Source organism: Streptomyces sp. TLI_146 (assembly GCF_002846415.1).
Lineage (GTDB): Bacteria > Actinomycetota > Actinomycetes > Streptomycetales > Streptomycetaceae > Streptomyces.
On sequence record NZ_PJMX01000001.1, the window covers coordinates 1,035,509 to 1,048,853 of the forward strand.

A 13,345-nucleotide genomic window follows, 5' to 3' on the forward strand; every position below is an offset into this window, starting at 1 on the left:
CCGCCCGTAGCGGCGATCCGGAGCGGTGGCTACGCGGACACGTGGCGCACCATGAACACGTCGACCGGATCCTCGCTCTCGGCCACGAACCCGTGCCGCTCGTACAACCGCCGGGCCGCGCTGCCCCGCAACACGTTCAAACGCACCGGGAATCCGCCGCGGTCGCACCGCTCCAGCAGTTCGCGCAGCACGCCCGAGCCGATGCCGGTGCCCTGGAGGTGCGGGGCCAGGTAGAAGTGCTCCAGCCAGTGGCCGTCCTCGGCCGGTCGCAGCGCCACACAGCCGGCGAACGTATCGGCCACCTCGATCACCCAGGTGTGGGCCGGGTCGAAGCGGTCCCGCAGCCGCTGCCGCACCCGGTGCTCGTCGTACCGGCCGAGCCGTTCCAGGTCCGGTCGCATCACGACCGCCCGCAGCTCGACCGCGGCCTCGACGTCTGCCGGCGAGGCCGCCCGTATGTTCCAGTCCGCCATGATCGCCACGCTACCGCCACGGGGTTGCACCGTCGTCGGGGCGGTCAGGAGGCCGTCGGCTCTCAGGCCGTGAACCAGCGCTCGATTGCCGACCGCAGGGCGGCCAGCTCGACCGGGTCCGGGGCGGGCGAGCCGCAGGCCCAGGCCACATAGCCGTCGGGGCGGATCAGCAGGCCGGTGAGGTCGGCCGGGCCGCCGTGCGCGAGGACGAGGTCGACGGGCGCGTCCTGGCCCTTCGGCAATACGGCTGCCAGCGACTGCCCCTCGGTGAGATCCACCAGCAACGGCCGGGCGCTGCGCGCCAGTTCGGCGATCCGGACCTTCTCCGTCCCGGTGATCAGCTCCAGCTCCGGTGCGAAGTAGCCGACCGCGGGATGGGGGTCGGTGACGCCCATGTCGTAGCGCACGTCCGTGCCCGCGGTGAGGTCGGCGAGGTGCTGGACGACTTCCTTACGGGTGAGCAGCTCGGTGAAGAGTTCGCGCAGGGCGGTGATGTCGCTCCCCGGTGCGGTGAGTGCGGACTGCGCCTCGGCGTTGAGCACCATGCGCCGGGCCGCCTGGCGGCGCTCGCTGTCGTAACTGTCGAGCAGGCCGGGCGGGGCGGCGCCCCGGAGCTCGGCGGCGAGCTTCCAGCCGAGGTTGGCGGCGTCCTGCAGACCGAGGTTCAGCCCGGGGCCGCCGCCGGCGGTGTAGACGTGGGCGGCGTCGCCGACCAGGAGGATCCGACGGTCGCGGAACCGGTCGGCGACACGGGTGTTGCCGCCGTCGAGGCGCCGCAGCACATGTGGGCCCGTGCCGTCCGGCGCACCCAGTGGCAGGTCGACGCCCAGGACCCGGCGGATGCTCGCCTCCATCTCGGCCAGGGTCATCGGCTCGTCCGTCGCGGGCTGGTCCCACTCGGTGGTGCTGACCAGCGGCGGATGGCCGGGGAACGGCGCGTAGGTGAAGCCGCCGCGGTCGGTGCGGTGGGGCAGGAAGGGCAGGGCCGGACCATGGCCGGGAATCGTGAGGGCGCCGTTGACGGGGTCGATCCAGTCGGCCGGGACGGTGGCGTGGGCGGTGCGGTTGGTGCGGCGGTCGTAGCTGACGCCGGGGAACCCGATCCCCGAGAGTTTGCGGACCACGCTGTGCGCGCCGTCCGCCCCGACCACGTAACGCGCCCGCAGCCGCTGATCGCCGTCGGGGCCGGTGACGTCGAGGGTGACGGCGTCGTCGTCCTGGGCGACGGCGCCGACCCGGTGTCCGCGCCGGACGTCGACGCCGAGTGCGCGGGCGCGCTCCTCCAGGACCTCGACGATGCGGTGCTGCGGAACGGCCAGCCCGAAGACCGGACTGGCGTCCAGCAGGGCGAGGTTGAGGCCCATGGCCGCGAACATGAAGTACGCGGAGTTCGGCCGCGGGGGCTCGGGGCTGCCGCTGAGCGGTTCGTACAGGCCCCGGTGGTCGGCCAGGCGCACCACCTGCCCGAGCAGGCCGTTGGCCTTAGGTTCGGTGCTGGGCCGCGGAAGTTGCTCCAGTACGGTCGGCCGGATGCCGGCCAGAGCGAGCTCGCAGGCCAGCATCAGCCCGTTCGGGCCGCCTCCCACGATGATCACGTCGTCGACTGTCACGATCACGCCTCCTCGGGCGGCGAGCGGGAACAGGAAAGGGGTACACCCACGCCGAAGGCGTGGCCGCCGCTCCTCGTCAGGGGACGGGCAGACCGGCGGCGAGCTGCTCGAAGACCTGTGTCAGGGCCGCGCCGAGCGGCACGGCCTCCTCGGCGCGCAGACTGTGCTCGACGGCCACCGCGCTGCCGGCGGCGACCACCGCCGCGACCAGCTTCGGGTACACCTCGCGTTCGGCGTCGCTTCCGGTGCGCCGTGCGACGGCCTCGGCCAGTTCCTGCTGGGCGGCGGCGTTGGCCTTGACGATCTCCCCGGCCAGCGCGGGTTCGGCCAGCATCAGCCGCACGCCCTCGCGCCACCGCTCGTCCTGCGGCGCGGAGTTGCCCTGCGGTGCGAACTGCCCCAGGACGGCGTGGCGCAGCGAGTCCCAGAGCGGTTCGCCGGGCGGGCGGGTGAGCAGGTCGCCGGCGACGCGGTGCATCCGTTCCAGGTGACTGGCGGCGATCGCCTCGGCCTTGCCGGCGAAGTAGTTGCGGAAGGTGCGGACGGAGACGTTGGCCTCGGCGGCGATCTGATCCATCGTCACATTCGCCCAGCCGTGCAGGACGCACAGCCGGATCGCCGCCTGGCTCAGCGCGACCCGGGTCTCGCGCTTCTTGCGCTCGCGGAGTCCAGGCCGGTCGGCCGGGCGGGCCTCGTCTGCGGGTGTCATGGGAGGACCGTACGGCAAATCTTGCCGCCACGGCAAGTTTTCCAGAATGGCAATTATTTTTCGGAGGCCTCCCCGCTCGGCGACCTCACGGAGATGCGATGCGGCCGTGGGCGGCGCACGATGAAGAGGACGTCTGACCACGAGCGTGGAACGAGCTCGACAGGCAGCCCGGCAGGGCGTCGGGCGGGGGCGGGGCCGACTGTCCGGGCGGGTGCACGGACGTCCTCCTTTCAGATCGTGAACGGCTGCGGCGCGGGAATTCCGGCGCGCCCCGAGGGCCGACCGCACGCGTCCAAGTGCGAGGAAATGGGGAGAATCATGAGGAAGTCCCTGGTGGCCGCGCTTGCCACTGCCACGTCCGCGACGGCCGCCCTGCTGGCCGGGCCCGCCATCCCCGCGAACGCCGCCACGTCGTACTGCAACAGCACCACACCGAGCAGCTCGATCCTGTTCTACCGGGCCGACAACGGCGAGGCCGGCACCGGCACCCTCTCCGGCGGCCACTGGCGATACAGAGGCGGTTTCAGCCTGCCGACCGGCTACACCCACGCGGCGGCGAGCCGCGACTCGCTGGTGCTGTACAACGCGGACACCGGAGCCGGGGAGGTCGGCACCTTCAAGAACGGCACCTACTCCCGCACCCAGACCTACGACGACTTCTCGACGGGCTGGACCTTCGTCGAGGCGTCCGGCGACTCCGTGCTGTTCTACAACGGGGACACCGGCGACGGCGTCACCGGCACCCTCAAGAACGGCAGGTACCAGGAGGTGCGCACGTACGACAACTTCAGTACGGGCTGGGGCACCATGGCCAGTTCCTGCGACACCCTGATCTCCGCGGCCCGGCACGGCTCCGGCGACTTCCCGTGGAGCAACGTCGGTTACGGGACCCTCAAGAACGGCGTCTACTCGGACAAGGGCGCCATCCCGAGGGACGACTTCCTGGGTGAGCTGACCGCGACCAAGGACTCCGTGCTGGCCTTGTCGAAGAGCGGCGGCGAGCTCCAGTTCCGGGTGAGCAACGCGACCAACGGCACGGGCATCAACTTCCGTGAGATCGGCACGTCGGGTATCTGGGACACCGTCGGCCGGACCTCGGACAGCCTGTTCTTCTACAAGACCGACGGGACGGCCTGGATCTCGACGCTCTCCGGCGGCCACTACCGAAACGTCGGCGCGCTCCCCCACGTCTCCTCGGGCTGGTCCCTCATCGTGGGCGGTGTGTGACCACCGTCTGAACGCCTGCCCCTGCCGCGGTGTGCCGCGGCAGGGTTTGTCCGTCCGGAGGAAACGAAAAAGGCAAGGAGGTATATCCGCTCCTTGCCACTCTCAACTTATAGCGCACCGGGGGGCTTGCCGCAAGGCCCCGGGGGTGGGGCAGAATCGCCGACCTCAGTCAGAAGCCGCAGTACAAGGGGGATTCAGGAAGTGCGTGTTCTGTCGTCGGTCCCATCGGTTCACAGGTCTGCGTTCGACCTTCCCGAGCGCCTTTCCCACAAGGCCGACCCGGCGTTGATCGACGGTGACGAGCGGCACTTCGCGGCGATCGCGGAGAGCCTGGAGCGGTCGACCGCCGAACTGTCCGAGCGTCTGGAGGCCGCGCGCCGGGCACCCGGCGGCATCGGCCGGGAGGCGATGGACCGGGACACCGAGATCCACCGGCTGACCGGCCGCCTGCGCACCCTGCGCCGCTTCGGCCTGGACCTGTGCCTGGGGCACTTCGTCCCCGCGGACGACGCCGAGCCCGTGTACATCGGGCGTCTCGGTCTCACCGACAGCACCGGCCACCGGCTGCTCGTCGACTGGCGCTCCCCCGCGGCCGAGCCGTTCTTCGCGGCCACCCACGCCAACCCGATGGGCCTGACGAGCCGCCGCAGGTACCGCTGGGCCCAAGGCCGGATCAACGACTACTGGGACGAGGTGTTCACGGCCGAGGGGCTGGAGGGGCGCGCCGCACTCGACGACCAGTCCGCGTTCATCGCCAGCCTGGGCGGCAACCGCTCGGCCCGGATGCGCGACGTGCTGTCCACCATCCAGTCCGACCAGGACGCCATCATCCGCGCGGGTTCCCGTGGCGCGCTCGTCGTCGACGGCGGTCCGGGTACGGGCAAGACGGTCGTCGCCCTGCACCGCGCCGCCCATCTGCTCTACTCGGACCCGCGCCTGGGTCACCGCCGGGGCGGTGTGCTGTTCGTCGGCCCGCACCGGCCCTACCTGGACTACGTCGCCGACGTCCTGCCCAGCCTCGGCGAAGAGGGCGTACAGACCTGCCTCGTACGGGACATGGTCACCGAGGGAGCCACGGCGGTGGCCGAGACCGACCCGGAGGCGGCCCGGCTGAAGTCGTCCGCGGAGATGGTGAAGGCGATCGAGCCGGCCGTGGGCCTCTACGAGGAGCCGCCCACCAAGGGCATGACGGTCTCGACCCACTGGTCCGACGTCTGGCTGAGCGCCGACGACTGGGCGGCGGCGTTCGCGGCCGTGGAGCCCGGCACTCCGCACAACGAGGCGCGCGACCAGATCCGCGAGGAGCTGCTCACGATCCTGATGGACAAGCACGCGGACGAGTACGAGGACGACGACGAGGTGTCGCCCCAGCTGCTGCGGAGGTCGCTGCTGCAGAACCGGGAGCTGATCGGGACCCTGAACCGGGCGTGGCCGATGCTGGAGGCGACCGACCTCGTCGGCGACCTGTGGACGGTGCCCGCGTATCTGCGCAAGTGCGCTCCGTGGCTGAGCGCCGACGACGTACGCACGCTCCAGCGCGCGGAGGCACAGGCCTGGACGGTGTCCGACCTGCCGCTCCTGGACGCGGCACGGCAGCGGCTCGGCGACGCGGAGGCGTCCGTGCGCAGGCGTCGCCACGAGGCCGCCGCCGAGGCCGAACGCGCGCGGCGGGCCGACGTCATGGACAGCCTGCTGCAGAACGTCGAGCTCGACGAGAGCGAAGGCGCGCTCGGCATGCTGCACGGGCGGGACCTGCAGGACACCCTGATCGACGAGAGCGCGCTGCCCACCGCCGAACCGGACCTGCTCGCCGGTCCGTTCGCCCACATCATCGTGGACGAGGCGCAGGAGCTGACCGACGCCGAGTGGCAGATGCTGCTGCTGCGCTGCCCGTCGCGGAGCTTCACCATCGTGGGCGACCGCGCCCAGGCCCGGCACGGGTTCACCGAGTCGTGGCGGGAGCGGCTGGAGCGGATCGGCCTCGACCGCATCGAGGTGGCCTCCCTGAGCGTCAATTACCGCACGCCCGAGGAGGTCATGGCGGAAGCCGCGCCGGTCATCCGGGCCGTGCTCCCGGACGCCAACGTGCCGACCTCGATCCGCAGCAGCGGTATCCCCGTGGTCCACGGACCGGTCGCGGAGCTGGAGGGGATCCTCGACGACTGGCTCGCGGCGCATGACGAGGGGGTGGCCTGTGTCATCGGTGATCCCCGGTTCCGGGAGAGGCCGCGTGTGCGGTCGCTCACGCCGACGCTGTCGAAGGGCCTTGAGTTCGACCTGGTCGTTCTCGTCGACCCGGATACGTACGGCGACGGCATCGAAGGAGCTGTCGACCGGTATGTCGCGATGACCCGCGCGACCCAGCGACTGGTCATCCTCACCAGTGCCTGACGCCAGCGGCCCCCGCCACACGTGAGGCGTGTGGCGGGGGCGGCCGGTGGTGTGAGCGCGCCCACACGAAAACCTGTCGCTTCGCCCGCGCCGCGTCGTCGACCATGTCGGCATGACCATCAGCGCACCGTCCGCCACCGGAGTCCGTACCGAATGGGACCAGGTTCCCGAGCACGTCAGGCGCGGGCTGGAGGCGCGGCTGGGCGCACCGGTCGTCGAAGCGGTGACCCAGCACGGCGGTTTCTCTCCCGGGGTGGCCGCGCGTGTGCGGTTGGCGGATGGGAGGCGTGCGTTCGTGAAGGCGGTGAGCGCCGAGGCCAACCCCGCCAGCCCGGTGCTCCACCGGGCCGAGGCCCGTGTCTCCGCCGCCCTGCCGCCCGAAGTCCCCGCACCGCGGTTGCTGGCCGGCCACGACGACGCGACCTGGGTGGCCCTGGCCTTCGAGGACGTCGACGGACGGCAGCCCCAGGTGCCGTGGCGGCCGGACGAGTTGGCGCGGGTCCTGCGCGCGGTGGGCGACCTCGCGCACACCCTCACCCCCGCACCCCTCGACGTACCGACCGTCGTGGAGAGCGAGGCCGAGTCGTTCCGGGGGTGGGAGGAGCTCCTCGACGGCGACGAAAGCACACGGGACCGCCTCGATCCCTGGGTGCGGCGCAACCTGGCCGCTCTCGCCGACCTCGCCGCGCCCTGGGGCGAGTTCGCCTCGGGCGACACCCTCGCCCACGGCGACCTGCGCGCCGACAACCTCTTGCTGACCGCCGACGGCCGTGTCGTCTTCGTCGACTGGCCGCACGCGGTACGGGCAGCGCCCTGGTTCGACCTGCTCCTGATGCTGCCCTGCGTGCGTGCACAAGGAGGCCCCGACCCCGACGAGGTGTTCACCGCGCACCCGGTGGGCCGGGACGCCGAGCCCGAAGGGGTGACCGCCACCCTCGCCGCGCTGGCCGGCTATTTCGTACGCCAGTCGCTGCGGAGCGCGCCGCCCGGGCTGCCGACCGTACGTGCCTTCCAGGCCGCGCAGGGGGCCGCCGCGATCGAGTGGCTCAGGACCCGCCTGGGCTCGCGGCTCCCCTAGCGGCGACGCCGACCGGATCTCACGCGGCACTCAAGCGAAATGCCACGTGCCGGACGTAGGCTGGAGCGCCGCTGCTGGATCATACGTACATTCCATGCACTCTTGTTCACACGAGAGTTGAGAGAGGGGACCTCACCGATGGCAGGCGCTCGCCCGGAAGCCACAGGAGTTTCGCAGACGTCCGGCACCCCGCACGGCCCGGAGGCCGGACAACCCCTCGGCTCACCCGCCGCCCCGGACGAGGTGACGGGCGAGTTACTCGAACTCTCCCTGGGCTACCTCTACTCGGCGGCCCTGCACACCGCCGCACGCTTCGGCATCGCCGACCACCTGGCGGGCGGCCCGCGCAGCGCCGACGAACTCGCCAAGGCCGCGGAGGTCGACGGCCCCCACCTCCACCGGCTCCTGCGGTTCCTCGCCACCAAGGGCGTCTTCCGTGAGGACGAGGAGGGCCGCTTCCACCTCACCCCGCTCGCGCAGCCGCTGCGCTCTGACACCGAGCGTTCGCTGCGCGACTACATCCTGGTGCGCGGCGAGCCGGTCTTCTGGCAGTCGGCGGCCCAGCTCCACGAGGCCGTCCGCACGGGAAGCACCGCCTTCGAGAACGTGTACGGCGTCCCCTTCTACGACCACGTGGCCGCCGACCCGGAACTCGGCAGGGCCTTCAACTCCAGTATGGCGGCGTTCTCCGAGACGCTGAGCAACGACGTCGTCGAGGCCGTCGACTTCTCCGGGGCCACGAGCGCCGTCGACGTGGGCGGCGGGCGCGGCGGTCTGCTGCGCGCGATCCTGCGCCGCAACCCGCACCTGACGGGCACCCTGGTCGACCTGGAGCCGGTGGTGGCCGGGCACGTTCTCGACACCCCGGAGCTGGCCGGGCGGTGGCGTGCGCAGGCCGGGGACTTCTTCGCCTCCGTGCCCTCCGGCGCCGACGTCTACCTCCTCAAGCACGTATTGGCCAGCTGGCCGGACGAGGAGTGCGTACGCATCCTGCGGACGTGTCGTGAGGCCATGCCCGCGCACGGACGCCTCCTGGTCATCAACGCGATGATCCCGGCGGGCAACGACCCGCACCCGGGCAAGACCATCGACATACTGATGATGACGGTCCTGAACGGCAGGGGCCGCACCCGCGCGGAGTACGAGGCGCTGCTGGCCACGGCGGGATTCTCTGTCGTACGGGTTCTGGACCCCTCGCCGCACGCGTCGGTCATCGAGGCGGTCGTGGCCGACTGAGGTTCCGCCCGAGGTGAGCGAGCGGGGGCCGGGTCGGCGCATGCCCTGTGGGTGGGGCGCGCCGACCCGGCCCGCCGTCACGGCTGGAGCCTGCTGATCCTCCAGCCGTCGCCGGTGCGGTCGTAGCGCAGCCTCTCGTGCAGACGGTCGGTGCCGTCGGCCCAGAACTCCACGCTGTCGGGTGCGAGTCGGTAGGCGGTGAACGTCGTGGGGCGCGGTAAGGGCCGCTGCGGCTCCCCCAGCTCCCGCGCCCTGTCGCGCAGTTCGGCCACCCGGTCGAGACCGTCCATCGGCTGACTCTGCCGGGAGGCGGTGCTCATGGCGTGGGTGAAGACGGGCCGCGCGAACCACATACTGTCCGCCTCGGCGTCGGGCAGCCGGTCCACCGGGCCCGCCAGTGTGATCTGCTGGCTCGTCTCCCTCCAGTAGAGGACGCCGGACGCCCAGGGGTTCTCCTCCAGTTCACGGCCCTTCTGGCTGCTGGAGTGGCTGAGGAAGACGATTCCGGCGTCCGTCATCGAGGTGAGCACCACGATGCGGGAGGACGTACGGCCCCGGGTGTCGGCGGTGGCCAGGGCCAGCGCCCGGGGCTCGCGCACCCCCCGCGCGACGCTGCTCTCCAGCCACGAGGCCAGCAGTCCCATCGGTTCGGGGGGTGGCGTGCGGAACTCGGGGAATTCCACGTCGATGCTGCCGGTGAGTGTCTCGGAACGGCGGGTTCCCGTACGGCCGTTGGCGGCGTTGACGGGAGATCCGTTCGACTGGGACAGGTCAGGCATGAAGAATCCTTTCGATCGTCGAAACATCATGTCCCGCGACCTCCACGGCGTCGACGGTGCCTCAGCGGGCGCTGCCCAGATTCCGGTCGGCGTCGGAGCCCTGAAGCATCAGGGTGGTCTCCTCGATGCGGTGGAAGCGTCCGTCGGGCGCGAGGTCGGCGAAGACGTACACCTCCATGCTCACCGTCGAGCCGTCCTTCTTGGTGACGTCGACGGTGTGCCGGTCGGCGTACTTGCCGCCGTCGTACAGCTCCTCGTGGACCGTGACACTGCCGTCGGCGACGACGGTGCGCAGATGGGAGATGTGCTCGACGAACCCGGCGCGGTCGGCCCACTCCCCGTCGGTGCGCTGGCGGTACTGCGCGGTGAAGTGGCGGTCGGCCGCCTCCTCCACGGTGATGTCGCTGTTGAACAGCAGGTCGTTGAGGGCGGCGCTGATACGGGTGGGGTTCATGGTGGTTCCCTTCGCAAGCCATAGTGCGTGCGCGGCGCACGCATTGATGACACCGTAACAGGTACACGTGCGCCGCGCACGCTATTCTTCGGGGGTGGACAACGAAGTAGGGCAAGAGATCGCGGACGCGCTGGGGATCCTGCTGCGCCGCACCACTCGCGCGCAGCTGCACAAGCAGCTCACCACCGGTATGGGCGAGGGAGTGGACGAGGTGACATACCCGGTGCTCAGCGCACTGGCGCGGACAGGGCCGCGCAGCGCGGCCGACCTGGCACCCGAGGTCGGAATCGACCGCTCCGGCGTCACCCGCCGCGCCTCCCGACTGGAGGCCGCCGGGCTCGTCCGCCGCGAGGCGGACCCCCACGACCGCCGGGCACACCTGCTCATCCTCACCGAGCAGGGCCGACTCGCCGTGACGGAGCTGCGCAGGCGGCTGGCCGCCCACATCACGGCCAGCCTCTCCTCCTGGCCGCCGGGCGAGGCGGAGGCGTTCGCGCACCAGCTGCGGCGCTTCACGGCCGAGGGCCCGTTCGCCTAGCGGGCGCCCAAACGCACCATGGCCCACCGGCGGCGGTCGCGCCGGTGGGCCATGGCAGATGGGCAGGTTGGCTCAGTGCGTCACTGCGCCATCTCGTACGCCCCGGACAGCGCCTCGACGCGCTCCCAGACCCGCGCCGAGCGGGCCTCGTCCACGACCGGGCGCCGGACCGCGCCGAGCGCCCAGGTCTGCTGCTGCTCGGTGGCGGAGTCCTTGCCGTGCAGCTCGACGGCGTGCGCGGAGAAGTCCCGTACGAGCACGGCGAACAGCTCGTCCAGCACGTCCTCGTCCAGACCCGTCAGACGCGCCTGCTCCAGGATCAGCTGGCCGTGGACGACGAGCGCGAACAGCTGGCCGACGGCGAGCAGGAGGTCGAGGTCGCGGCTCTGCTGCTCGTCGGGTGCGGCGGTGGTGACGAACTCGCACAGCGCGTCGGCCTGTTCGCGGAAGCGGGCCACGTTGGGCACGGTCGCGTACGCGTCGAAGGCGGGGCGCCAGTCGTGGAAGCGCACGGAGCCCAGGCCCCGGGCCGGGCCCTGCCGGAAGAGGAAGTCGTCGTCGGCCGCGTCCAGGCGCGTCGGGACGGCGGGGTAGTCCACCGGGTCGAGCAGGTGGTTGCGCATGAACTTCAGGATCAGCGCGAGGTTGACGTGGACCGTGCCCTCCAGCTTGGGCAGTCCGCGGATCTCGACGGCCGCCTGGGCGAAGTAGTTGTCCTTCTCGAAACCCTTGGCGGCGATGACGTCCCACATCAGGTCGATGACCTTCTCGCCCTCCGTGGTCACCTTCATCTTCGTCATCGGGTTGAAGAGGAGGTAGCGGCGGTCGTCGGGCCCGGCGGAGCGGAAGTAGTCGACGGCGCGGTCGCTGAACAGCTTCATCCCGACGAGACGGACGTACGCGTCGGCCAGCTCGCGGCGCACGTGCGGGAAAGCGGTGACCGGGCGGCCGTAGAGGATGCGGTTGTGCGCGTGGGTGACGGCCTCGTACATCGCGTGCTCGCAGATGCCGATCGAGGCGGTGCACAGGTTGAACTTGCCGACGTTTACCGTGTTGAGGGCGGCGTCGAAGGCGGCGCGGCCGGTGTGCAGGACGTCGTCCGGGCCGACCGGGTAGCCCTCCAGGCGGAACTCGCTGACGTACTTGGAGGAGTCCACGACGTTCTTGACGAGGTGGTACGAGGTGTGGCGGCTGTCGGCCGCGAAGAAGACGTAGCCGTCGGGGCCCTCGACGTCGGTGCGCCGGCCGAAGACCGACACCAGTCCGGCGGCGTTGCCGTTGCCGATGTAGTACTTGGAACCGGTGGCCCGGAAGCCGCCGTTGCCGTCCGGCTCAAGGAGCATGTCGGTGGAGTAGATGTCGGCGCCGTGCGTCTTCTCCGACAGGCCGAAGGCGAACACCTCGCCCTGGGAGAGCAGTTCGGCCGCGCGGGCGCGGGCGGCGGCGTTGTCGCTCTGCCACACGGGGCCGAGGCCGAGGATGGTGACCTGCCAGGCGTACCAGTAGTCGAGGCCGTAGAACCCGAAGATCTCGTTGAGGGCCGCGATACGGGCCGTGTCCCAGCGCTGCTCCTCGTTCCCGGCGTCCGCGGCCGGGGTGAGGAAGGTGGCGAACAGGCCTTCCTTGGCGGAGAAGGCGAGGAAGTCCGCGAGCCAGGCGCGGGAGCGGTAGTCCTCGATCAGCTTGCGCTTGCCGCGCGCCTCGAACCAGTCGACGGTGGCGCGCAGCAGCCTGCGGGTCTCGGGGTCGAAGTGCGCCGGGTCGTAGGTACGCGGGTTGAACAGCAGGGCGTCGGCCATGAAGGGTCGCCTTTCGCGGAGGGGTCGGAGTCGACGGTCAGTGGTCATCGGTGGTCGGTGAGCCGGTGGACAGCCGGTGGATGGTGGCGAGGACGTCGTCGAGCCAGGCGATCGTCATCCGCTCGTACGCGATGCCGCCGCGCAGCACGACGTGCTGGAGCTCCTGGCCGGTGTCGAGCGGGGCCGGGGCGGCGGGCCCGGTGAAGTCGCGCAGCTCTCCGGCGAGGTAGTGCGCGAGGCGGTCGCTGTGCACCCTGCGGTGCCGCTCGACCTCGTGGAGCACCGCGGCCGGGTCGTCGAAGGCCGCACCGCGGATCTTCACGGCGAGGTCGTGGCGCAGGCTCTCGGGTTCGATCGGCTCGTGCAGCCACTGGGAGAGGGCGGCCCGGCCGGGGCCCGCGACGGAGTACTCCTTCTTGTCCGGCCGGCCCTCCTGGGCCACCTCGCGGACGGCGAGCAGGCCGTCGCTCTCCATGCGCTTGAGGACGCGGTAGATCTGCTGGTGCGTCGCCGTCCAGAAGTAGCCGATGGACCGCTCGAACCGCCGGGCCAGCTCATAGCCTGAGCCCGGCTTCTCCAGCAGGGAGACGAGGATCGCGTGTTCGAGCGCCATACCGCCGATCCTTCTATGCAACTCGTTGCATAGCCAGCGCCGCCGCCCGAGTGAGACCCGGATCACCCGGGGCTGGGGGCGGTGCGGGGCGCCCGCGCCCGGGGAATATACGAGCTTGGTCGAGCGGCCCGCCCTGGCTGTGACCGCCGTATATGAAACATAGATGCCCCGCTGTGACACTCGGGCGCAGAACACCCCGCAGGCCAGGTCGCAGCCGTAGGCCTCCTCGAAAGACAGGGAATCCCGTGCACAACCTGAACTCCGGCGCCCGCCGTATGACCGTTCTCGTCCCGGCCCTCCTCGCCGCCCTCATCGCCGTCTCGGGACCGGTCCTGTCCGCGGCCCACTCCGGTGACACCGCACGGACCTCCCTGGCCGACGGCCCCCGCCACGGGAAGGACCCCGAGGAGTTCAACACCAAGGCGTGACGGCCGCTGC

Annotated in this window: 13 protein-coding genes; 6 read left to right on the forward strand and 7 right to left on the reverse strand. The window is 71.2% G+C overall.

Going from position 1 to position 13,345, the window contains the following annotated elements; genetic code table 11:
- Positions 1 to 29: 29 nt before the first annotated feature.
- The 3 genes from BX283_RS04760 to BX283_RS04770 all read right to left on the reverse strand — a co-directional run bounded on the left by BX283_RS04760 (position 30) and on the right by BX283_RS04770 (position 2,792).
- A complete protein-coding gene (locus BX283_RS04760; RefSeq protein WP_101392131.1) occupies positions 30 to 473 on the reverse strand; it encodes a GNAT family N-acetyltransferase in 444 nt (147 codons plus the stop codon).
- Positions 474 to 535: 62 nt separating this feature from the next.
- Positions 536 to 2,083: an FAD-dependent monooxygenase gene (locus tag BX283_RS04765; protein ID WP_101392132.1), complete on the reverse strand. Its 1,548-nt coding sequence runs from the start codon at positions 2,081 to 2,083 to the stop codon at positions 536 to 538.
- A 76-nt stretch (positions 2,084 to 2,159) separates the two neighbouring features.
- Positions 2,160 to 2,792, reverse strand: coding sequence for a TetR/AcrR family transcriptional regulator (locus BX283_RS04770; RefSeq protein ID WP_101386404.1), 633 nt, complete (start codon positions 2,790 to 2,792; stop codon positions 2,160 to 2,162).
- Between the two features lie 318 nt (positions 2,793 to 3,110).
- Here BX283_RS04770 and BX283_RS04775 point away from each other — a divergent pair, with 318 nt between their 5' ends.
- The 4 genes from BX283_RS04775 (at position 3,111) to BX283_RS04790 (ending at position 8,724) form a co-directional block, all read left to right on the forward strand.
- On the forward strand, positions 3,111 to 4,019 hold the full coding sequence (locus BX283_RS04775) for a hypothetical protein (RefSeq protein WP_101386405.1): 909 nt from the start codon (positions 3,111 to 3,113) through the stop codon (positions 4,017 to 4,019).
- A gap of 201 nt (positions 4,020 to 4,220) precedes the next feature.
- The gene (gene helR, locus BX283_RS04780; RefSeq protein WP_218976509.1) at positions 4,221 to 6,410 is read left to right on the forward strand and encodes an RNA polymerase recycling motor ATPase HelR; all 2,190 of its coding nucleotides are present in this window, start codon (positions 4,221 to 4,223) and stop codon (positions 6,408 to 6,410) included.
- A 112-nt stretch (positions 6,411 to 6,522) separates the two neighbouring features.
- Entirely contained in the window at positions 6,523 to 7,488 is a 966-nt protein-coding gene (locus tag BX283_RS04785; RefSeq protein ID WP_101386406.1) for a phosphotransferase family protein, read from the forward strand.
- 138 nt (positions 7,489 to 7,626) lie between these two features.
- Positions 7,627 to 8,724 carry a methyltransferase gene (locus tag BX283_RS04790; RefSeq protein ID WP_101386407.1) on the forward strand — a complete coding sequence of 366 codons (1,098 nt, stop codon included), beginning with the start codon at positions 7,627 to 7,629 and terminating at the stop codon, positions 8,722 to 8,724.
- A 77-nt stretch (positions 8,725 to 8,801) separates the two neighbouring features.
- Here BX283_RS04790 and phzG read toward each other — a convergent pair whose 3' ends face one another.
- Both phzG and BX283_RS04800 read right to left on the reverse strand, forming a co-directional pair.
- Positions 8,802 to 9,503: a phenazine biosynthesis FMN-dependent oxidase PhzG gene (gene phzG / locus BX283_RS04795; RefSeq protein ID WP_101386408.1), complete on the reverse strand. Its 702-nt coding sequence runs from the start codon at positions 9,501 to 9,503 to the stop codon at positions 8,802 to 8,804.
- 61 nt (positions 9,504 to 9,564) lie between these two features.
- On the reverse strand, positions 9,565 to 9,957 hold the full coding sequence (locus BX283_RS04800; protein ID WP_101386409.1) for a nuclear transport factor 2 family protein: 393 nt from the start codon (positions 9,955 to 9,957) through the stop codon (positions 9,565 to 9,567).
- A 94-nt stretch (positions 9,958 to 10,051) separates the two neighbouring features.
- Here BX283_RS04800 and BX283_RS04805 point away from each other — a divergent pair, with 94 nt between their 5' ends.
- A complete protein-coding gene (locus tag BX283_RS04805; RefSeq protein ID WP_101386410.1) occupies positions 10,052 to 10,495 on the forward strand; it encodes a MarR family winged helix-turn-helix transcriptional regulator in 444 nt (147 codons plus the stop codon).
- An 80-nt stretch (positions 10,496 to 10,575) separates the two neighbouring features.
- On the opposite strand, the gene BX283_RS04810 is transcribed toward BX283_RS04805, so the two are convergent.
- Both BX283_RS04810 and BX283_RS04815 read right to left on the reverse strand, forming a co-directional pair.
- Positions 10,576 to 12,294 carry an acyl-CoA dehydrogenase family protein gene (locus tag BX283_RS04810; protein WP_101386411.1) on the reverse strand — a complete coding sequence of 573 codons (1,719 nt, stop codon included), beginning with the start codon at positions 12,292 to 12,294 and terminating at the stop codon, positions 10,576 to 10,578.
- A gap of 37 nt (positions 12,295 to 12,331) precedes the next feature.
- Positions 12,332 to 12,907: a PadR family transcriptional regulator gene (locus BX283_RS04815; protein ID WP_101386412.1), complete on the reverse strand. Its 576-nt coding sequence runs from the start codon at positions 12,905 to 12,907 to the stop codon at positions 12,332 to 12,334.
- A 245-nt stretch (positions 12,908 to 13,152) separates the two neighbouring features.
- Here BX283_RS04815 and BX283_RS04820 point away from each other — a divergent pair, with 245 nt between their 5' ends.
- Positions 13,153 to 13,335: a hypothetical protein gene (locus BX283_RS04820; RefSeq protein WP_101386413.1), complete on the forward strand. Its 183-nt coding sequence runs from the start codon at positions 13,153 to 13,155 to the stop codon at positions 13,333 to 13,335.
- The last annotated feature ends 10 nt before the right edge of the window (positions 13,336 to 13,345 follow it).